General features: G+C 64.6%; 19 protein-coding genes and 1 pseudogene. 8 read left to right on the plus strand and 12 right to left on the minus strand.

Annotation, left to right across the window (positions count from 1 at the left end):
- The first annotated feature begins 58 nt into the window (after positions 1-58).
- On the plus strand, positions 59-946 hold the full coding sequence (locus HAP41_RS02450; RefSeq protein ID WP_028159599.1) for a branched-chain amino acid aminotransferase: 888 nt from the start codon (positions 59-61) through the stop codon (positions 944-946).
- Positions 947-964: 18 nt separating this feature from the next.
- Here the strand turns inward: HAP41_RS02450 and HAP41_RS02455 are convergent, their stop codons facing one another.
- Both HAP41_RS02455 and phaR read right to left on the minus strand, forming a co-directional pair.
- Positions 965-1,582, minus strand: coding sequence for a class I SAM-dependent methyltransferase (locus tag HAP41_RS02455; RefSeq protein WP_166060757.1), 618 nt, complete (start codon positions 1,580-1,582; stop codon positions 965-967).
- Positions 1,583-1,685: 103 nt separating this feature from the next.
- Entirely contained in the window at positions 1,686-2,285 is a 600-nt protein-coding gene (gene phaR, locus HAP41_RS02460) for a polyhydroxyalkanoate synthesis repressor PhaR (RefSeq protein ID WP_063980558.1), read from the minus strand.
- Positions 2,286-2,589: 304 nt separating this feature from the next.
- Here phaR and HAP41_RS02465 point away from each other — a divergent pair, with 304 nt between their 5' ends.
- From HAP41_RS02465 to yddG, 3 genes are all read left to right on the plus strand, one after another.
- Positions 2,590-3,768: an acetyl-CoA C-acetyltransferase gene (locus HAP41_RS02465; protein WP_071908506.1), complete on the plus strand. Its 1,179-nt coding sequence runs from the start codon at positions 2,590-2,592 to the stop codon at positions 3,766-3,768.
- 246 nt (positions 3,769-4,014) lie between these two features.
- Entirely contained in the window at positions 4,015-4,740 is a 726-nt protein-coding gene (phbB, locus tag HAP41_RS02470; RefSeq protein ID WP_028149509.1) for an acetoacetyl-CoA reductase, read from the plus strand.
- A gap of 100 nt (positions 4,741-4,840) precedes the next feature.
- A complete protein-coding gene (gene yddG, locus HAP41_RS02475) occupies positions 4,841-5,710 on the plus strand; it encodes an aromatic amino acid exporter YddG (RefSeq protein WP_166105281.1) in 870 nt (289 codons plus the stop codon).
- 51 nt (positions 5,711-5,761) lie between these two features.
- Here the strand turns inward: yddG and HAP41_RS02480 are convergent, their stop codons facing one another.
- Positions 5,762-6,184 (minus strand): cupin domain-containing protein, encoded by a 423-nt coding sequence (locus tag HAP41_RS02480; RefSeq protein ID WP_166060720.1) that lies wholly within the window; start codon positions 6,182-6,184, stop codon positions 5,762-5,764.
- Positions 6,185-6,207: 23 nt separating this feature from the next.
- Positions 6,208-6,975 carry a hydroxyacylglutathione hydrolase gene (gene gloB, locus HAP41_RS02485; RefSeq protein WP_166060678.1) on the minus strand — a complete coding sequence of 256 codons (768 nt, stop codon included), beginning with the start codon at positions 6,973-6,975 and terminating at the stop codon, positions 6,208-6,210.
- Between the two features lie 107 nt (positions 6,976-7,082).
- On the opposite strand from gloB, the gene HAP41_RS02490 reads away from it, so the two are divergent.
- Positions 7,083-7,823 carry a class I SAM-dependent methyltransferase gene (locus HAP41_RS02490; protein ID WP_038943294.1) on the plus strand — a complete coding sequence of 247 codons (741 nt, stop codon included), beginning with the start codon at positions 7,083-7,085 and terminating at the stop codon, positions 7,821-7,823.
- Positions 7,824-7,873: 50 nt separating this feature from the next.
- Here HAP41_RS02490 and HAP41_RS02495 read toward each other — a convergent pair whose 3' ends face one another.
- Entirely contained in the window at positions 7,874-8,668 is a 795-nt protein-coding gene (locus HAP41_RS02495) for a DUF4167 domain-containing protein (RefSeq protein ID WP_166060648.1), read from the minus strand.
- Between the two features lie 464 nt (positions 8,669-9,132).
- The gene (gene prmC / locus HAP41_RS02500) at positions 9,133-10,029 is read right to left on the minus strand and encodes a peptide chain release factor N(5)-glutamine methyltransferase (RefSeq protein WP_175617952.1); all 897 of its coding nucleotides are present in this window, start codon (positions 10,027-10,029) and stop codon (positions 9,133-9,135) included.
- Positions 10,030-10,119: 90 nt separating this feature from the next.
- Between prmC and HAP41_RS02505 the strand changes: the two genes are divergently transcribed.
- A complete protein-coding gene (locus tag HAP41_RS02505) occupies positions 10,120-10,545 on the plus strand; it encodes an HIT family protein (RefSeq protein ID WP_166060617.1) in 426 nt (141 codons plus the stop codon).
- 135 nt (positions 10,546-10,680) lie between these two features.
- Here HAP41_RS02505 and HAP41_RS02510 read toward each other — a convergent pair whose 3' ends face one another.
- The 5 genes and pseudogenes from HAP41_RS02510 to HAP41_RS02530 all read right to left on the minus strand — a co-directional run bounded on the left by HAP41_RS02510 (position 10,681) and on the right by HAP41_RS02530 (position 16,640).
- Positions 10,681-11,622, minus strand: a complete 942-nt coding sequence (locus HAP41_RS02510) for a DUF5996 family protein (RefSeq protein WP_166060599.1) — start codon at positions 11,620-11,622, stop codon at positions 10,681-10,683.
- 155 nt (positions 11,623-11,777) lie between these two features.
- The gene (locus HAP41_RS02515) at positions 11,778-12,476 is read right to left on the minus strand and encodes an ABC transporter ATP-binding protein (RefSeq protein WP_028149500.1); all 699 of its coding nucleotides are present in this window, start codon (positions 12,474-12,476) and stop codon (positions 11,778-11,780) included.
- A complete protein-coding gene (locus HAP41_RS02520) occupies positions 12,473-14,317 on the minus strand; it encodes a branched-chain amino acid ABC transporter ATP-binding protein/permease (protein ID WP_166060567.1) in 1,845 nt (614 codons plus the stop codon). The genes HAP41_RS02515 and HAP41_RS02520 overlap by 4 nt, the downstream gene beginning before the upstream one ends.
- Positions 14,318-14,328: 11 nt before the next feature.
- Positions 14,329-15,204 (minus strand): branched-chain amino acid ABC transporter permease, encoded by an 876-nt coding sequence (locus HAP41_RS02525; RefSeq protein ID WP_166060527.1) that lies wholly within the window; start codon positions 15,202-15,204, stop codon positions 14,329-14,331.
- Between the two features lie 99 nt (positions 15,205-15,303).
- Positions 15,304-16,640 (minus strand): annotated as a pseudogene (locus tag HAP41_RS02530) (substrate-binding protein).
- Between the two features lie 249 nt (positions 16,641-16,889).
- On the opposite strand from HAP41_RS02530, the gene HAP41_RS02535 reads away from it, so the two are divergent.
- Entirely contained in the window at positions 16,890-17,507 is a 618-nt protein-coding gene (locus HAP41_RS02535; RefSeq protein ID WP_175617951.1) for a hypothetical protein, read from the plus strand.
- 111 nt (positions 17,508-17,618) lie between these two features.
- Entirely contained in the window at positions 17,619-18,089 is a 471-nt protein-coding gene (locus HAP41_RS02540; RefSeq protein ID WP_166060487.1) for a MarR family winged helix-turn-helix transcriptional regulator, read from the plus strand.
- A gap of 7 nt (positions 18,090-18,096) precedes the next feature.
- Here HAP41_RS02540 and prfA read toward each other — a convergent pair whose 3' ends face one another.
- Positions 18,097-19,182 carry a peptide chain release factor 1 gene (gene prfA / locus HAP41_RS02545; protein WP_166060453.1) on the minus strand — a complete coding sequence of 362 codons (1,086 nt, stop codon included), beginning with the start codon at positions 19,180-19,182 and terminating at the stop codon, positions 18,097-18,099.
- Positions 19,183-19,210 lie beyond the last annotated feature (28 nt).

Consider the following 19,210-nt stretch of genomic DNA (forward strand, 5'->3'; position numbering starts at 1 on the left):
GGACAGACTCTTAGACATTGGGACAATAGTGCCCGGGTATGTCCAAGGGAGGCCGGTTATGGCCGAGATCAAGAAACCGATCGAATATTCGCCGAGCTGGACCTTCTTCGAGGGCAAATGGCACGACGGTAACGTGCCGATCATGGGCCCGCGCACGCATGCGGCCTGGCTCGGCTCGGTCGTGTTCGACGGTGCGCGCGCGTTCGAGGGCGTCGCGCCCGACCTCGACCGTCACGTCGCCCGCGCCAACCAGTCCGCGATCAATTTTGGCCTGAAGCCGGTGGTCGATACCGGCACCTGGCTTTCGCTCGCACACGAAGGCATCGCGCGCTTCGCCGCGAATGCCGAGCTGTACGTCCGCCCGATGTACTGGGCGCAGAACGGTTCGGGCGGCGGCGTGCTGTTCGACCCCGAGACGACCAATTGGTGCCTGTGCATCTACGAGGCGCCGATGCCGAAACCCGTCGGCAACGCCATCACGCTGTCGCCGTTCCGCAGGCCTACGGCCGAATGTGCGCCGGTCGAGGCCAAGGCCGCCTGTCTCTATCCGAACAATTCGCGGGCGCTCGCGGAAGCCGCCGGGCGCGGCTTCCAGAACGCGCTGATGCTCGACATGCTCGGCAATGTCGCGGAGTTCGGCAATTCCAACGTGTTCATGGCTAAGGACGGCGTGGTCTACACGCCGGTCCCGAACGGCACGTTCCTGAACGGCATCACGCGCCAGCGCGTCATCAGCCTGCTGCGCGGCGACGGCGTTACCGTGGTCGAGAAGACGCTGCGCTATGCCGACTTTCTCGCTGCCGACGAGATTTTCTCGACCGGCAATTTCGCCAAGGTCGCCCCCGTCATCCGCATCGACGATCGCGAGCTGAAGCCGGGCCCGCTCTACACCAAAGCGCGCAAGCTCTATTGGGACTTTGCGCATGCGGTGAAGCTGGCGGCTTGATCCGCGCTTTCCGGCGTCCTAGCCGCGTCGCTTAAACCGGCTGAACTGAAACGCCTGGGTCGACTTCCACGGCGTGTGATGCGTCTCGCTCCGCGTCTCGACCAGTTCGAACTCCGGCCCAAGCTCCGCAGCAAGGCTCGCGCTGTCGTGCCGCTGCACCGGCAGGCCGCTGCATTTCTCCGGGCCATCAAGCGCAAATGTCGCGATGACGACGTGGCCGCCGGGCGCAATTGCCGACCGCAGGCGCTCGACGTAAGCGGCCCTGTCGCGCGGATCGGTCAGGAAGTGAAATGCCGCGCGATCGTGCCAGAGGTTGTAGCTGCGCCCCGGCCGCCATGTCGTGGCGTCGGCAACGATCCAGTCGACTGCTGAAGCGGCGCGGCCGATTCGTTTCTTCGCTGCTTCAAGCGCGTTGGCGGAGAGATCGAGCACGGCGAGGTCGCGGTATCCGTCCCGCAGGAGAGCGTCCACCAGCCGCGAAGCACCGCCGCCGATGTCGATGATGGCGGCGCCATGGTCAGGACAGGCCGAGCCGATCATCTCCAGCGAGATCGCCGGGCTGTCCTGAAACCAGCTTACCTCGGCCTCGCCCTTGGTGGCGTAGACGTTGTCCCAGTGGGTGCTGCGGTCGGACATGGCGGCTCCGGCCTGGCCGGGACGACAGCGCGCAAGTCGCGCTGCTATGAACCGGCGGCCCGCGCGCCCGCCGCAGGTGGACGCGCCGGCGCGAACGAAATCCCTACTCGTCCTTCTTCGACATCCGCTCGAGGCGTTCCTGCATGTCCTTCATCTGCTGACGCAGGTCGTCGATGTTGCTGCTGTCCGTCGGCGCCGCGGCGCTTGCGTCGGCCTCCGGTTCGGGGCTGGTCGCCGGACGGCCCGCGTTGGGGGCAAACGGCTTGAACATCGAGAAGGTCTGCTGGAACAGCTCCATGTTGCGGCGGACCTGTTCTTCCAACGGAGCAAAAGGAGTGCCGGAGAGCGAGTTGGCGATCTGCTTGCGGAACTTCTCCTGCTCCTGGGTCAGCGTCGCGATCGACTGCTCCAGATATTTCGGCACCACCATCTGCATGCTGTCGCCGTAGAAGCGGATGAGCTGGCGCAGGAAGGTGGTCGGCAGCAGGTTCTGGCCGGCCTTGTTCTCCTGCTCGAAGATGATCTGGGCGAGCACGGAGCGGGTGATGTCGTCGCCGGTCTTGGCGTCGTAGACCAGGAAATCCTCTCCGTCCTTGACCATGGCGGCGAGGTCTTCGAGCGTCACGTAGGTGCTCGTTCCGGTGTTATAGAGCCGGCGGTTCGCGTATTTCTTGATGGTGGTGGGTTGGTCTGATTTCGCCATGGGCTCTCACTTGCAAGCGCGGAGAACGGGAACCCGGCGGATAATGCCGCAGGGCGGGAAGAGTACGCAACGCAACAAAATAAGCATTTTCAAAGGGGTCACGCTACCGTTTTGTGCGCCACGGTTAATCGGGCAGCAAAAACGTGCTTGCGAAAGCGCCAAGAACGCTATTTTGAATGCGTTGCGGCATGAATTCGGTCGCCGGCCGATTGACATGCCTCAACGACGTTAACAGGATGCCATTCGAGACTGGCGAGCCGTTTCCCCAGCCCCGCCTGCCCCCTTTCAACACCAGGAGATGCCCATGTCAGACGATGTCGTCATCGTCAGCGCCGCCCGCACCCCGGTCGGAAGCTTCAACGGAGCGTTCGCGACCCTTCCCGCCCATGACCTCGGCGCCATCGCCATCAAGGCCGCGCTGGAGCGTGGTGGCATCGAGCCTGGCCGGGTCTCCGAAGTCATCATGGGTCAGATCCTGACCGCGGCTCAGGGTCAGAACCCGGCCCGCCAGGCCTCGATTGCCGCCGGCATTCCGGTGGAGAGCCCGGCCTGGGGCGTCAACCAGCTTTGCGGCTCGGGCCTGCGCACCGTCGCGTTGGGCTACCAGGCGCTGCTCAACGGCGATTCCGAGATCGTGGTCGCCGGCGGCCAGGAATCCATGAGCATGGCTCCGCACGCCCAGTATCTGCGCGGCGGCGTCAAGATGGGCCCGGTCGAGTTCGTCGACACCATGATCAAGGACGGCCTGTGGGATGCCTTCAACGGCTATCACATGGGGAATACGGCCGAGAACGTCGCGCGCCAGTGGCAGATTACCCGCGCCCAGCAGGACGAGTTCGCGGTCCACTCGCAGCAGAAGGCCGAGGCGGCGCAGAAGGCCGGCAAGTTCAACGACGAGATCGTTCCCGTCACCATCAAAACCCGCAAGGGCGACATCGTCGTCAGCGCCGACGAATATCCGCGTCATGGCGCAACGCTCGACGGGATGGCGAAGCTCAAGCCCGCCTTCGAGAAGGAAGGCACGGTCACCGCGGGTTCGGCCTCCGGCATCAACGACGGCGCCGCTGCCGTTGTGCTGATGACCGCCAAGCAGGCGGCCAAGGAAGGCAAGAAGCCGCTCGCGCGCATCGTGTCCTGGGCGCAGGCCGGCGTCGATCCGAAGATCATGGGCTCGGGCCCGATCCCGGCCTCGCGCGCCGCGCTGAAGAAGGCCGGCTGGAGCGTCGGCGATCTCGACCTGATCGAGGCCAACGAGGCCTTCGCGGCGCAGGCCTGCGCCGTCAACAAGGACCTCGGCTGGGATACCTCCAGGGTCAACGTCAACGGCGGTGCGATCGCGATCGGCCATCCGGTCGGCGCTTCCGGCGCACGCGTGCTGGTGACGCTGCTGCACGAAATGCAGAAGCGCGACTCGAAGAAGGGTCTCGCCACGCTGTGCATCGGCGGCGGCATGGGTATCGCGATGTGCCTGGCGCGCGACTGAAGCTGACATCTAACTTACGTGTCACTAGCGCGTGCGCTGCACACATAGATGAGTGCATCGCACGCGACTAAAAAGGCGGCGGTTGCAAATCAAATATTCTTCGCAACAGCGCCAGCCTCGACTAAATACAAACGCCCGGCTCGACGCCGGGCGTTTTGTTCTTGATGTCCGTCAAACCAACCGCATAATCCGCATCTAAAACGATCACTCAGAAACGTCCGCAGAGTCCAAGGGAAGGAATACGATATGGCACGTGTTGCACTGGTGACGGGTGGTACGCGGGGCATCGGAGCTGCGATCAGCAAGGCGCTGAAGGCGGCCGGCTACAAGGTCGCGGCGAGCTATGCCGGCAATGATGCGGCGGCGGAGAAGTTCAAGGCCGAGACCGGCATCGCCGTCTACAAATGGGACGTCAGCAATTTCGATGCCTGCGCCGAAGGCGTGAAGAAGGTCGAGGCCGAGCTCGGCCCCGTCGACGTGCTCGTCAACAACGCCGGCATCACCCGGGACACCGCCTTCCACAAGATGACGCTTGAGCAGTGGAACGCCGTGATCAACACCAATCTTGGGTCGCTGTTCAACATGACGCGCCAGGTGATCGAAGGCATGCGGGCGCGCAAGTTCGGCCGCGTCATCTCGATCTCGTCGATCAACGGCCAGAAGGGGCAATTCGGCCAGGTCAACTATTCCGCAGCAAAGGCCGGCGACATCGGCTTCACCAAGGCGCTCGCGATCGAGAACGCCAAGGGCGGCATCACCGTCAACGCGATCGCACCGGGCTACATCAACACCGAGATGGTGCAGGCGGTGCCGAAGGACGTGCTGGAAAAGAACGTGATCCCGCAGATCCCGGTCAATCGTCTCGGCGAACCCGAGGAGATCGCGCGCGCGGTGGTGTTCCTCGCCGCCGACGAGGCCGGCTTCATCACCGGCTCGACGCTGACCATCAATGGCGGCCAGTATCACGCCTGATAGGGCGTCAAGCCTGTAGATTCAGGCGCGACAAGGCGATAGTGAAGACGAAATGCTCGGCCTCGTGCCGGGCATCATCGTCCTCAGGGCCTTTCGATCGATGACCCCGCGCACAGCCACACTGATCGGATTGACCGCGATCCTGATGTGGTCGCTGCTTTCCGTGATGACGGTGGCGACCGGAAAGATTCCGGCGTTCCAGCTCGCCGCCATGACGTTCGCGATCGGCGGTCTCGTCGGCCTCCTCACATGGGTCGGCCGCGGCGATGCGGCGAGGAGCTTGCGTCAGCCGCTGGTCGTATGGGTCGTCGGCGTCGGTGGCCTGTTCGGCTATCACGCACTGTATTTCCTGGCGCTGCGCTTTGCGCCGCCGGCCGAAGCCGGTCTTTTGAACTACATGTGGCCGCTCCTGATCGTGCTGTTCTCGTCGTTCCTGCCGGGCGAGCGGCTTGCCGTGCATCACATCATTGGTGCCGTGCTCGGCCTAGTCGGCACCGTGCTGCTGTTCGCCGGGAGCACCTCCGGCTTCGCGCCGGGCCAGCTGCCGGGATTGATTGCGGCGTTCATCGCGGCGTTCGTCTGGGCGGCCTATTCGGTGCTGTCGCGGCGATTGAAGGCGGTGCCGACCGATGCGGTCGCGGGCTTTTGCCTTGCCACCGCCGCGCTTGCCGCGCTGATGCATGGTCTGCTTGAAACCACGGTGTGGCCGGAGACGACGCTGCAATGGCTCTCCGTGGCCGCTCTCGGCATCGGCCCCGTCGGCGCTGCGTTCTACGCCTGGGACATCGGCATGAAGCGCGGCGACATCCGCGTACTCGGCGCCGCATCCTATGCGACGCCGCTGCTCTCGACCGGATTCCTCATCGCCGCCGGTTTTGCAAAGGCCAGCGCCAACATCGCTCTCGCCGCGATTCTGATCGCCGGCGGCGGCCTGATCGCGGCGAAGGATATGGTGCTGCGGAAGCGGTGACCGTCGTTCTCGGGTTCGCCGCCATGCGGCGCCCCGGAATGACAGTGCGCCTTACGGCTCCCAGCCCTTCGGCGCGAGCTCGAATTTTGCGAACTCGAATGCGGGCGCCACGCTGCAACCGACCAGCGTCCACTCCCCCATGCTCTCCGCCATCTGCCAGGCATTCGCCGGCACGATTCCCTGCGGCCGCTCGCCGCTCACAAGGTCCGTGCCGAGCCGGACCTCGTGTTGCGAGCAGCCTTCATGCGCGATGCGCAGCGTCAGCGGGCTGCCGGCGTAGTAGTGCCAGATCTCCACGGCGTCGATGCGATGCCAATGCGAACGTTCGCCGCGCGCGAGCAGGAAATAAATGAGGGTCGAGCGCGACCGGCCGTTAGGGTCCGTGGTCTGGTCGCGAAACGTCTCGCGGTAGTGGCCGCCTTCGGGATGCGGGCGGAGTTCGAGGCGTGCGATGATCTCGGCTGCGGTCGGCATCGATCCCCGTCAGGATTTCTTCTTCAGGATTTGTTCTTGCGCTCGCGCAATTCGCCAAACACCGCGGCAGCGTCCGCGCCCTTCATGTGTAGCCTGGTTGCGACCGACGGTTCATCAGCACGCAGGAACACGTTTGCTCGCTTCTCGTCACCAAGCAGTGATGGAATGGTTGGCCTATTCTCGGCCCGCAGCTTCGCCACTTCCGCCGCGCGTGCCTGGAGCGCCACATTGTCGGGGTCGATGGTGAGCGCGAACTTGACGTTGGACGCGGTGTATTCGTGCCCACAATAGAGCTTGAAGTCGTCAGGCAGCGCCCGCAGCTTCAGAAGCGAGTCCCACATCATCGGGTAGTCGCCTTCGAACACGCGGCCGCAGCCGATCGAGAACAGCGTGTCGGCCGCGAACAGCGTCTTCTCGTTGTCGAACACGTAGGAGATGTGGTCGAGCGTGTGGCCCGGCGTCTCCAGTACGCGCCCCAGCAAGCTGCCGACCTTGACGATGTCGGCATTAGCGACGCGCAGGTCGACGTTGGCGATCTTCGTCGTCTTGTCATGCGGCGCGACGACGCGGCAATTGTATTTCTGCTTGAGTTCGGCGACCCCGCCGACATGATCGCCATGATGATGGGTGATCAGGATGTCGGTGAGCTGCCAGCCCTCGCGCTCAAGCGCCTTCAGGATGGGGCCGGCCTCCGGCGCGTCGATCGACGCCGTCGCCTTGGTTTCCACATCGTGGATCAGATAACCGAAATTGTCGTTTAAACAGGTGAAAGTACGAATTTCGGCGGCCATGTCATCTCCATCGCGCTCAGCCCCGCAGACAAATATGGCGTTAACGTTGCGCAGGCAATGCAATATTCCGCGGGCGGGAGCCGCCTCGTGCATGTTACATTGCCGTCATGACCATTGATGTCGTCGACCTCCGCGAGTTCTACTCCCGTCGCCTCGGGATTGTGGCGCGGCAAATGATCAATCGCGGCATCAGGGAGCGCTGGCCGACCGCCGCGGGCCAGCGTGTGCTCGGCATCGGCTATCCCACGCCCTATCTCGGCCTGTTCCGCGAGGACGCGGAGCGCTGCATCGCCTTCATGCCGTCGGCGCAGGGCGTCTTGAAATGGCCGACGGGCCGGCCAGCGCTGGCCTCGCTGGTCGATGAATTCTCGCTGCCGCTTCCTGACGCCGCGGTCGACCGGATCCTGCTGGTTCATGCGCTGGAGATGTCGGACGACCCGGCCGCGCTCTTGCGCGAGGTGTGGCGGGTGCTGTCGCCCTCCGGCCGCGTGATCGCGGTGATCCCGAACCGGCGCGGGGTCTGGACCCGCACCGACAGCACGCCGTTCGGTCACGGCCGGCCCTATTCGCGTTCGCAGATCACCGACCTGTTGCGCCAGACCTGGTTCACGCCGACCGCCTGGGGCGAGGCGTTGTTCATGCCGCCCTATGCCGGCGGCTGGGTGCTGAAATCGGCGCAGGTGTGGGAGCGTGCGGGCGCGGCGCTGTCGTTGCCTTTTGCCGGCGTGCACATAGTCGAGGCGACCAAGCAGGTCTATCGCGCGATCCCCGCCAAGCGCGAGCGCGCGCGGCTGATTCCCTCGTTGAAGCCGGTGCTGGTGCCGTCCTCGACGGTGACGCGCACTTGAAAACAAATCGTCCCGGCGCGAGGCCGGGACGATTGCAGATCAGAAGAAGCTTACTCGCCGGAGGCGACTTCGTCGCTGGAGCCGGCCGGAGCCGCCTCGCGCTCGGGGCGCGGGCCGTGCGGCCGGCGGCGCCGCCGCGGAAAGCGTTCGCCGCCACCGCCGCCTTCCAGGCCGGCCTGACCGCCATTCGCGGCACTATTCACTTGCGGCTGTGCGCCGGTGATGAAGGAGGGCAGGCGATCGACGCTGCCGGCGTCGGCAACGACGGGCTGCGGCTGGTTCAGCGGCAGCGGCTGCGGCTGATATTGCGGCTGCGCACGATGGTCGCGTTCGCGATGTTCGCGGGGCTGCTGGTTGTCGCGCTGATAGGGCTGCTGGCCGTCACGCGGCTGATGATCACGCTGGTGATCGCGCTGGCCGTCGCGGTCGCGCATGAAGGGCTGTTGCTGCTGCGGCGGCTGCGGGACGAAGCCCGGCTCCTGGCCGAAATTCGAGAAATTCTCGCCGTCGTCCTCGCTGTCGTCGCCGCTGTTGCTTACGGGCTCGTCGCCGCGCGGCTGCTGGTTCTGGCGGAACTGTTCCTGGGCCGCGGCGATCAGGCGGAAATAATGCTCGGCGTGCTGGTAGTAGTTCTCGGCGGCGACCGGGTCGCCGGAAGAGCGCGCATCGCGCGCGAGCTGAAGATATTTTTCAGCGATGTGCGAAGCCGTGCCGCGGATCTTGATGTCGGGTCCGTTCGATTCGTAAACCCGGGTCATCGGGTTCTGGCCGCGCCGGTTGTTGTTGTTGTTGTTATTATTGTTATTGCGGTTGCGCATCCGCTGCTTGTTCTGACCGTTTCTCATGTCCTGCCTTTAATTCCAGCCCTAAAGGTTGCACGCATTACTGATTGCTCGGAGTGACCTGATGACAGCGGTTCACATCTCTCATGCGCACCGCGCGCAAGAGCGGCTTGAACCCTGCCGATGTCCGTCGACCGTCGCGTTCAACAAAGACGCGTTCCCCACCCGCCAGCATCCATTGCCAGCGAACCCATTCATATCGCCTGCCGAAACAAGCCCAGCTTTGTTGCGTAAGTCTTCAAGCGCAATATCAGGCTTTCGTTCACTTTGCGGTCGGAGAGCAGCGCAGCTCCAATGGCCATCGCGCTCAACAGGACCTGCGGCTTGGAACCTTTAAATCAGTAAAGCTCTCGCCCGAGAGCCCGGCTTTTGCCCGTAGGTCTACGGGGCCGGCACCGATGTGTTGACCGGAACGTAGTCGTTCCCAAGGGATATTCCAAGAGGTTTTTTGCAACCCAATCCGGCTTTTATGGGGGCATTTTTCGGGCCGAAACCGCCCGCGGGATGCCCGCCAAATCGGCCTTGGGCGGCCTGTCCACAGACAACGCGGCAGCCGTCATCAAGGTTTCAATATCGCGGGCCTGCCCTTGCCCCGCCTCGACGATCAACGCCCCGCCGGGGGCGAGCCGCTCGGCCGCCTGCGGGATCAGGGCGCGGTAGGCGTCATAGCCGTCATTGCCGCCGTCGAGCGCCAGATGCGGATCGTGCTCGCGCACGTCGAGGCTCAGTTTCGGAATTTCCCCTGAGGGAATATAGGGCGGATTCGACACGATGAGATCGAACGGGCCGCGCAGCGCCGCCGCATAGGAGCAGGCGACGAAGCCGGAACGGTCGGCGAGGCCCAGTGCTGCGGCATTGCTCCGCGCGGTGTCGAGCGCGGAGAGGCTGAGATCGGTTCCGACACCGAAGGCATCGGGAATTTCGTGCAGCAGCGCGAGCAGGATCGCGCCGGATCCAGTGCCGATATCCGCGATTCGCGGGCGCGGCCCCGATATCGCGGCCTCCCGAAAGATTTCCAGTGCCAGTTCGACCACGGTCTCGGTGTCCGGCCGCGGCACCAGCGTCGCTTCGGACAGTTGGAACGGCAGGCCCCAGAATTCGCGCGCGCCGAGAATGCGGGCGACCGGCTCATGCGCGAGCCGGCGCTGCGCATAGGCTTCGAGCCGCGCGGCCTCTTCGGGCGTGAGCTGGCGCGCCGCCTGCGTGACGATGCCGGTCAAATCAAGCCTCAGCGCGGCTCCGACGAGCAGGCGCGCGTCGAGGGCGGGCTCTTCGATGCCGGCCGATTGCAGCCGCGCCGCAAGCGCGCGCCGCGCACTCTCGATGCTGTGTCCGGAATCGAAACCTGTCGCCAATGGAGCCATCCTGCCTGGTATCGTGGATAGATCGGCGGCATTGCTTGCGTCAACGGAAAGGAGCGCGTCTGATCGCACCTCGCAGCGTGGGAGGGATCCATGGCGGCTTACGACGATCAGAACGTCTTCGCAAAGATCCTGCGCGGCGAGATTCCCTGCTTCGAGGTTTTCAGGGACGACCGCAGCCTCGCCTTCCTCGACATCATGCCGCGCTCGCCCGGACACACGCTGGTCATCCCCCGGGCGCCGGCGCGCGGCATCCTCGACATCGCGGATGACGATCTCGCCGCGGTCGCCCGAACCGGCAAACGGATCGCGATTGCGGCGATGAAGGCGTTCGACGCGGAGGGTATCATCCTGCAGCAGTTCAGTGAACCGGCGAGCGGGCAGGTGGTCTTCCACCTGCACATGCACGTCATGCCGGTCAGGGCCGGAATCGAGCTGCTGCCGGCGCAGACGCGCAAGGAAGACATGGCCGTGCTCGCCGATCACGCCAAGCGGATGATTGCGGCACTCGGCAGTTGATCGAAATAGCGCTGCAGCAAGACCGTAGGACGGGTAGAGCTGTTGCGAAACCCATCATCGAGACAAACTCGAAATCGACTGGCGCAGCTTCGCTCCACCGAAACTGCGAGCCAGCGATCTTTCATCGAACCTTCATCAGTTCCTGTTCAGCGGGCGGGGTCGAAGGGGAGAGCCAATCGGACATTCGAGCGCGGCACGATCCCAGCGTCCGACATCAGCTGCTGCCTGATAGGTGGTTTGCAGAAACGCCATGAGCGCGGCCTCTGGCTCGCTGGATTTTCGCACAAGGTCGTAGGGCAGGAGATATTCGCCGAGCTTCCGATCGAAGTATGCGCCTGCCGGCATGACCTGTCCGTCAGCAAAGCCATTCGGGGTGGGGTAGGCATAGGAGTAGAAGGCCGCAAAGTCTGTACCACCTCCGCCCGGCCAAAAGCCGGCGGACGAGACCTCATCGCTATAGGCCTCGCGCGTCACGACGTCCGGCAAACCCGGGACGCCACCCGGGTGAAGCGGAGCGGAACGCCCAGAGAAGCGCGTCACCGCGAGATCGAAGCTGCCCCAGAAGAGATGGACCGGACTGACCTTCCCGATGAATCCCGTCCGAAACCGATAAAACACTCCGTTGATCGCGACGAGGGCGCGGAAGAACCGCGTCACGGCGTCTGCGTCATAGGGCCTGATTTGGCGGTCCTCCGTGAACGGGATCGGATCCGGGACCTCGCTGGGCCGACCGTCAAATTCTGGTGTTCCGCCGAGATGTTCTACCAAATCACAGAACCGGGCGTGAAATTCGGCGACGGACATTCGCCCGAGCGGCATTTCCGCCCTGCGCCCATCAGCTGCTTCTCCGATCAGGACGTGACGGGAGAGATCGAAGACGATCTCGATACCTGATGCGTCTGGAATCAGCGAAGTCGTGAGCCCGCGTGCATTCACGTAGAAGGTCGCGTGCCAGGAATGGTTGACCCATGGCGTTCTCGCGAGCCGATACTTGCCGACAATCTGGCAATACAGATGAAGCGCGGAACAGGTTTCGCGCCATGCCTCGAAGGGAATCTCCGGCCAGATCGCGCTCATAGCGTCTCCCCCCTCAGGTTCGGTTCGGCTTGGCAAGACCTCACCTCGGCTAAAGGCGACCCTGTGTCCGCTTTGGGCGCAAGGAGACATTCCGGGGGCGAGGCGGCATGCTACCCCCTCGAAAGCAGATATCCCGGAGTTTAGGGGGACTCGAGCTAGACGCCAAGGTATCGCTGCAGCAGTTCCGGCTGGGCCTTGAGCTCTTGCGCCGGCCCCTCGTGCACGATGTGGCCGTTGTTGATGATGTAGATCCGCGTCGCCAGCGCCAGCGTCGCTGCCAGATTCTGCTCGACCAGCACGATGGTCTGGCCGGCGGCCGCGAGCTCGCGGCAGGCCTTGACCAGATCGTGGACGATGACGGGCGCGAGCCCCTCGAACGGCTCGTCCAGCAGCACGATCTTGGGATCGCGCACCAGCGCCCGGGCGATCGCGAGCATCTGCTGTTCGCCGCCGGAGAGCTCGGTGCCGCGGTTGTTGCGCCGCTCCTTCAGCCGCGGAAACATCTCGTAGATGCGCTCAAGCGGCCAGCGCTTCGGTGCGGTGATCCCGGCGAGGACGATGTTCTCCTCCACCGACAAGCTGCCGAAGATCCGGCGCTCTTCGTGCACGAGCTGCATGCCGGCCTGCGCGATTCTGTGACTCTTGCGTCCGGCGATATCGATGCCGTCGAACTTCACGCTGCCGCTGCGGGGCGTCACGACGCCCATCAGGCTCTTGAGCGTCGTGCTCTTGCCGGCGCCGTTCCTCCCGAGCAGCGCCACCACCTCGTGCCGCTCGACGCGCATGGCGACGTCGAACAGGATGTGGGAGTCCCCGTAATAGCTGTTCAGGCCATTGACCTCGATCAGGCTCATGTGGCGATCTCTCCGTGAACGCCGCCGAGATAGGCTTCCTGCACCGCGGCGTTGGTCCTGATTTCCTCCGGTGTGCCGTCCAGCAGCACCTTGCCCTCCTGGAGCACCGTCACGCGCTCGACCAGCTCGAACAGCGAATCCATGTCGTGGTCAATGATGATCATGGTGCGCCCGCGCGCGATCGATTTGAGCAGCTTGACGGTCTCGACCCGCTCGCGCGGGCTCATGCCCGCGAGCGGCTCGTCGAGCAGCAGCAGGCGCGGCGAGGTGGCGAGCGCAAGCCCGATCTCCAGCCGGCGCTTCTCGCCATAGGCGAGCTCGGATACCGGCGTGTCGGCGCGGCGGGTCAAATTGACCAGGGCAAGCGTGTGCGCCACCTGCTCCGTCAGGCCCTTCACGCCCGAGAGCTTGCGGAACAGGTCGAGCCGGAACTTGCCGCGCAGCTCGGCGAGCGCTGCGATCGTCAGGTTCTGTCGCACCGTCAGGCCCGTGAAGAGCTGGTTGACCTGGTAGCTCTTGGTGAGGCCGAGCTGGCAAACTTCGGTGACCTTCAATCCCGTGATGTCGCGGCCCTCGAACACGATCTGGCCGGAGGTCGGTGCGATCTCGCAGGTCAGCATCTTGAAGAAGGTCGATTTGCCGGCGCCGTTGGGGCCGATGATGCCGCGCAGCTCGCCCTGATTGACGCTGAAATCGATGTCGCTGTTGGCGACGAGACCGCCATAGCGCTTGGTCAGACCGGTGGCTTTCAGGATCGGCCCGGAATAGGCGGGATGCGCGACCTCCTTGCCCTGCATCGGCGCCGGCGGAGCTTGCTGTGGCGTCTCGATCTCGGCCTCCTCCTCCGTCTCCGCAGCCTTCCGCGCTCGCTTGCCGGACACGAGGCCGTAGAGATCGACAAGTCCGCCCACAATGCCGCCGCGCAGGAAGCAGACCAGCACCACGAACACGACGCCGAGCACCAGCTTCCAGGCCGCCCCGAGGCCCAGCGCGGACTGGAGGAAATCCTGAAGGAAGAGCCAAACTGTTGCGCCGACCAGCGGTCCGAACAACGTACCCCTGCCACCGATGGCAGTCTGCATCACGAGCTGGCCCGAGGTATCGAAGGTGAAGGCGTCGGGCGGCATGAATGCCTGGAGCACGCCGAGCAGGCCGCCGGCGAAGCCCGCATAGGCCGCAGCGATCACGAAGGCGGTCAGCTTGTAGCCGTGGATGTTGTGGCCGACGGCGGTGGCGCGCAGCGGATTGTCCCGGATCGCGCTGAAGATGGCGCCGACAGGCGAGCGGACGATCCTGAGCGCGATGATGACGCCGATGAAGTAGCACAGCGCGATGAACTGATAGAGCGACCAGCCATTGGTGAAGTGGATGGTGGTAAAGCCGAGATTGAAGCTCGGCGTCGGTACCCCCGGCAGGCCGTTCTCGCCGCCGGTGAAATCCGAGAGCGGATTGAACTCGACGAAGAAGAACACCTCTGCGATCGCCACGGTGATCATGGCGAAATAGATGCCGGTGCGGCGCAGCGCGATCAGGCCGATCAGGTAGCCGGTCGCCGCCGCTGCGATCATGCCGATGATCAGCGCGCCCAGCACGTTGCCGAAGCCCGCGCGGGTCAGGAGGTAGGCCGCGACAAAGCCGCCGGTGCCGTAGAAGGCGGACTGGCCGAACGACAGCAGGCCGGTGAATCCGAACAGGATGTCGAAGCCGAGACCGAACAGGCCCCAGACCAGGATCCGGTTCACGGTGTTCGGGGCGAAGCCGAGATGAGGCAGCACGAACGGGGCTGCGATCAAACCGATCGCGGTCAGGGCCTCGATCAGGAACGGGCGTTGCTTGAGCATCAGGAAATCGCTTACTCGCGGCCCTGGACGCCGAGCAGGCCATGCGGTCGCACCACGAGCACGAGCGTCATCGCCGCAAACAGCATCACATAGGCGTAGCCGGGGTTGAACATGGAGGTGACGCTGATGATCTCGCCGGCGATCAGGCCGCCGAGGATCGCGCCCGGAAACGAGCCGACGCCGCCGATCACCACCACCACGAAGGTCTGGACCAGGATGTCGTCGCCGATGCCAGGTGTCGGCGACACCACCGGCGCGTTGACGATGCCGGCAAATCCGGCGGCCATTGCGCCGATGCCGAACACGACCATGAAGACGCGGTAGACGTTGATGCCGAGCGAATCGACCATCACCGAATCCTCGATGCCGGCGCGCACGATCATGCCGAGCCGGGTCCGGTACAGGACGATGAACAGTGCGCCGAGGGCGACCGCGACGATGCCGACGACGACGAGGCGGTAGGTCGGATAGAACATGAAGCCGAGATTGGTGATGCCCTGGAACAAGGCCGGCGGCGGCACCAGCTGCGACTGGCTCGAGAAGATCAGGCGCACGAGCTCGACGAAACAGATGCCGAGCCCGAAGGTCACGAGCAGCTGATCCTCGTGCGGGCGATGATAGAAATGGCGGATGATGACGCGTTCCATCACGACGCCGAGCAGCATCACGAACAGCGAGCCCGCGATGACGGCGATGATGAAGGACTCCGTGTACTGGTAGGCGACGAAGCCGGCATAGCCGCCGATCATGAACATCGCGCCATGCGCGAGGTTGAGCACGCCGAGCGTGCCGTAGATGATGGTCAGGCCGGAGCTGATCAGCGCGAGCAGGGCGCCGAGCGCGAGCCCGTTGAAAAGCTGCGAGACGAGGTTGGGCCAACTGATCATGCGACAATCGCCGTTGCGACGCGCCATGGTGCGCGTCAGAAAAAGGTGACGCCGCAGGACCAGAGTGCAGCCCGCGGCGTCACAGGGGTTAGCGCGGCCTCAGCTGTAATCGCCGGGATGGCAGCCGAACGCGTCCGGCTTCTGCATCAGGCCTTCACCGGGGACGATCTCGACGACGTCGTACCAGTCTTCCTTGTTCTTCATGTCCTTCTGCTGCTTGCCCTTCACGATGATCACCGGGCGGACGCATTGGTGATCCTCGGGGCGGTAATGCACGTCGCCGACCAGGGAGGGGATCGTCTCGCCCTTCTCGTAGGCCTTGATCACGTCGGGCGGATTGAAGCTGCCGGCCTGCTCGCACATGTGGGCCCAGTGTGCGAAGCTGACATAGGCGTTCTCGGCGCCTCATTCGGGCTTGTAGCCGTACTTCTTCTCGAAGGCCTCGTTGAACATCTTGGCGAGCGGGAACTTGTCCTCGATCGTCCACCAATAGTCGGTTGCGGCGTAGACGCCCTGCATCAGGCCGCCGGTCTCGCGCGCGATGAAAGGCACCTGGTAGGGAACGACCAGCTTCATCTTGTCGAGCACGCCGAACTGCTTGGCCTGCTGGGTCGACAGCACCGCGTCGTGGCCCCAGTTGACATTGATGAGCACGTCGGCGCCGGAATTCGCGACGTTCAGCAGATATGAGGAATAGTCGGGCGCGCCGAGCGGTGCGACCTGGTTGGTCACCGTCGTCCAGCCCGCGGTCGCGAGGAAGTCCTGCATCGACTTGGTGACGGTGTGGCCGTAGGTGTAATCGGGCGTCAGGTAGGCGGCCTTCTTGTTCTTGCCGAACTCCCTCACCATCACCGGGCCGATCGCCGCGGCGGCGGTCTGGCCGAAGAAGTTCTGGCGGAAGCCGTAGCGAACGCAGTCCTTGCCGGTGGTGTCGTTCGAGCCGGAAATGCCGCACACGAACAGCACGTGTTCGCGCTGCGCGAGCTTGTTGAGCGCGACCGCAACGGCGCTCGACGTGCCGCCGGTGATCATGATCGCCTTGTTCTCGCTGATGAAGCGTTGCTGTGCCTGCACCGCCTCGTTCGGCTTGGCCGCGGAATCCGCGACGCCGAACTTCAGCTCCTTGCCGAGCACGCCCTTGCTGGTGTCTTCGGCGAGATCTTCTTGATCAGGTCGTGGCCGCTGTTGATGTGCTCGATCGCGAGCTGGTAGCCCTTGAGCTCGTCCTCGCCCTGCACGGCATAGGTGCCGGTGCGCGGGACCGAGATTCCGATGAAGGCGGTGGAACCCGAAACGCCGGCGGGATACGAGCCGATCGCCGGCTTGTCCTCGGCAAAGACCGGCATCGCGGGCAACATCGAGCCGCCGATGAGGCTGGCTGTGGTCTGGAGCAGCCCACGGCGCGAGAGGCCGCGGCGGATGAGATCGTCAGTCATGGTCGTTTCCTCCGAACATCGTTCTTGTTTGCGGGCGCAAGCACGGCCTGTCCGGCCAGCCGACCTCGCTGGCCTGCTGCGCCGGGCACGTCACATCCGCGTGTAGCTCTTGGCCCTAAGCATTGCTTGTGAAGCCCTTCTGTCAATTTCGTCTTTGGTCGAACGACGAAAATTATCACGTGAAAACATATCGGATCACGATATATATTAGTCTTTGTGAGTACGAGGCTGGCGGGTCCGGCGAGAGAAATGGTGCGGCAGACGACAGTGGCGGGTGCCCGAAAGCGACGATCCTGGCCGCAGGAGGCGGAGCGGCCGGAGGCTGCGTGGCCCGCGGGGGAGGGCAGTGACCAGCGCGCGGCGCCGCAGTCGGGCGATGCCTCCCGCGTGTCCGAGCCGCGCAGCCGGTCAGCCGGCCGGCGCGGACCCGTCGTCGGCTCCGTCCAGGTCAAGCGGGCCCCCGGCCCGATGCAGAAGCTGAGCGTGCGCGCGCAGAATGTTCTGAAGGAGCTTGCGGTGGAGCTCACCGGCGAACAGCCGCCGAAGGGGAATTGGTTGCCATCGCGCGAGTTGCTGCTCGCGCTGACGGCCGAGCGCCTTGCGACCGCGCGCAACTGCGGACCTCACACGATGCGGGAGATCGTGGATTGGGCGCAGGGCTGCGGCGCGACCATCAAGCCGGTGATCCCGCCCGGCGGCTCGCTGTCGCAGATGTGGGCGGAGTTGATTGCCAATGCGTCGGCCGGCGCCTTGACCAGCGCCGAGATCGCCAGCGCGCTCCAGCGCTCGATCAGGCGGAAGAGCGTTCGCATCCCGATCGCGTTTCAGGTCATCCTGGTGAAGATCCTGCTCTCCAGTTTCGAATAGGCCCCGATATTTGTGCATCCGCGGCGCCACTCGGTTGGTTCCGCCGGTCCTTCCTTGCTAGTCTCGGCAGCGGCCGCCGCTTCATCGGCGGGCTCGACGTCGCAGGCAGGAATGACTCAATCGAAGCGGAAGACGACGCGTCCCGCGTCCGCGGCGCCCTCAAAGGGCGGCGCGATGCGCGAGGCCGACTATGCGGCGCTCGCACAGTTCCGCTATCAGCTCCGGACCTTCCTGGCGTTCAGCGAAGCCGCGGCCCAGAGTGCCGGGTTGACGCCGCAGCAGCATCAGGCGCTGCTGGCGATCAAGGGGCTGGCCACCCCCGACGGCGCAAGCGTCGGCGACATCGCGCGCTTCCTCCTGATCCGGCACCATACCGCGGTAGAGCTGGTGGATCGCATGGCGAAGCTGAAGCTGATCGGACGGGAAGCCGATCCGCAGGACGCAAGACGCGTCCTGGTCAGGCTGACGGCCAAGGGCGAGCAGAAGCTGCGATCGCTCTCGCGCATTCACCTGGACGAGCTGGGTGCCGCCGCGCCCGCCCTGGCCAGGATACTGCGATCGTTCCGGGCCAAAGCGCGCTGAGGGCGGTTCAGGCGGCTGCGCCTTGCGCGGCGAGCTGTGCGGCCTGATGCTCGGTGGTCAGCGCGTCGGTCAATTCGCCGAGCGCTTCGCCGGCGATCACCTGCGGCAGCTTGTAGAGCGTCAGGTTGATGCGATGATCGGTGACGCGTCCTTGCGGGAAATTGTAGGTGCGGATGCGCTCGCTGCGGTCGCCGGAGCCGACCTTCTCCTTGCGTTCGGCCGAGCGTGCGGCGTCGAGGCGCTGCTGTTCGGCATCGTAGATGCGCGAGCGCAGGATGTTCATGGCGGAGGCGCGGTTCTTATGCTGTGAGCGGCTGTCCTGCATCATCACCACGATGCCGGTCGGGATGTGGGTGATGCGGATCGCCGATTCGGTCTTGTTGACGTGCTGGCCGCCGGCGCCCTGCGCCCGCATGGTCTCGATCCGCAGATCGTCGTTTTTGATGTCGACGTCGACCTCCTCGACCTCCGGCATCACGGCGACGGTAGCGGCGGAGGTGTGGATGCGTCCCTGCGTTTCGGTGTCCGGCACGCGCTGCACCCGGTGCACACCGGATTCGAATTTCAGCTTCGAGAACGCGCCGCGGCCCTGCACCTCCGCGATGATTTCCTTGTAGCCGCCGACAGTGCCTTCGCTGGCCGAGATCACCTCGACCTTCCAGCCCTGCAAGCTGGCGAAGCGCTCGTACATCCGGAACAGATCGCCGGCGAACAGCGAGGCCTCGTCGCCGCCGGTGCCGGCGCGGATTTCCAGCACCACGTTGCGGTCGTCCATGGCGTCCTTGGGCAGCAGCGCGACGCGAATCTTCTGGACCAGCTCTTCGATTTTAGGCGTCAGCTCATCGCGCTCGGCTTCAGCCATGCCGCGCATCTCGGAATCCGTCGCGGGATCGGCGATCAGCGCCTCGGTGTCGGCGAGTTCTTTGACCGCAGAACGATACGCCTTCACCGCCTCGATCAGCGGGGTGAGCTCGGCGAGCTCGCGGGTAATCTGCACGTAGCGTTCGGAGGCGAGCTGGCCGAGCGATTCGGCCTCGAGCGAGGCGTGATGCGCGAGCAGGACGTCCAGTTTGGCTTCGGGGAGTGACGACATCGGTTCAGTCTCAAATGGCGGAAAAAGG

Origin of the sequence: Bradyrhizobium barranii subsp. apii (assembly GCF_011516635.5) — a bacterium.
Lineage (GTDB): Bacteria > Pseudomonadota > Alphaproteobacteria > Rhizobiales > Xanthobacteraceae > Bradyrhizobium > Bradyrhizobium barranii.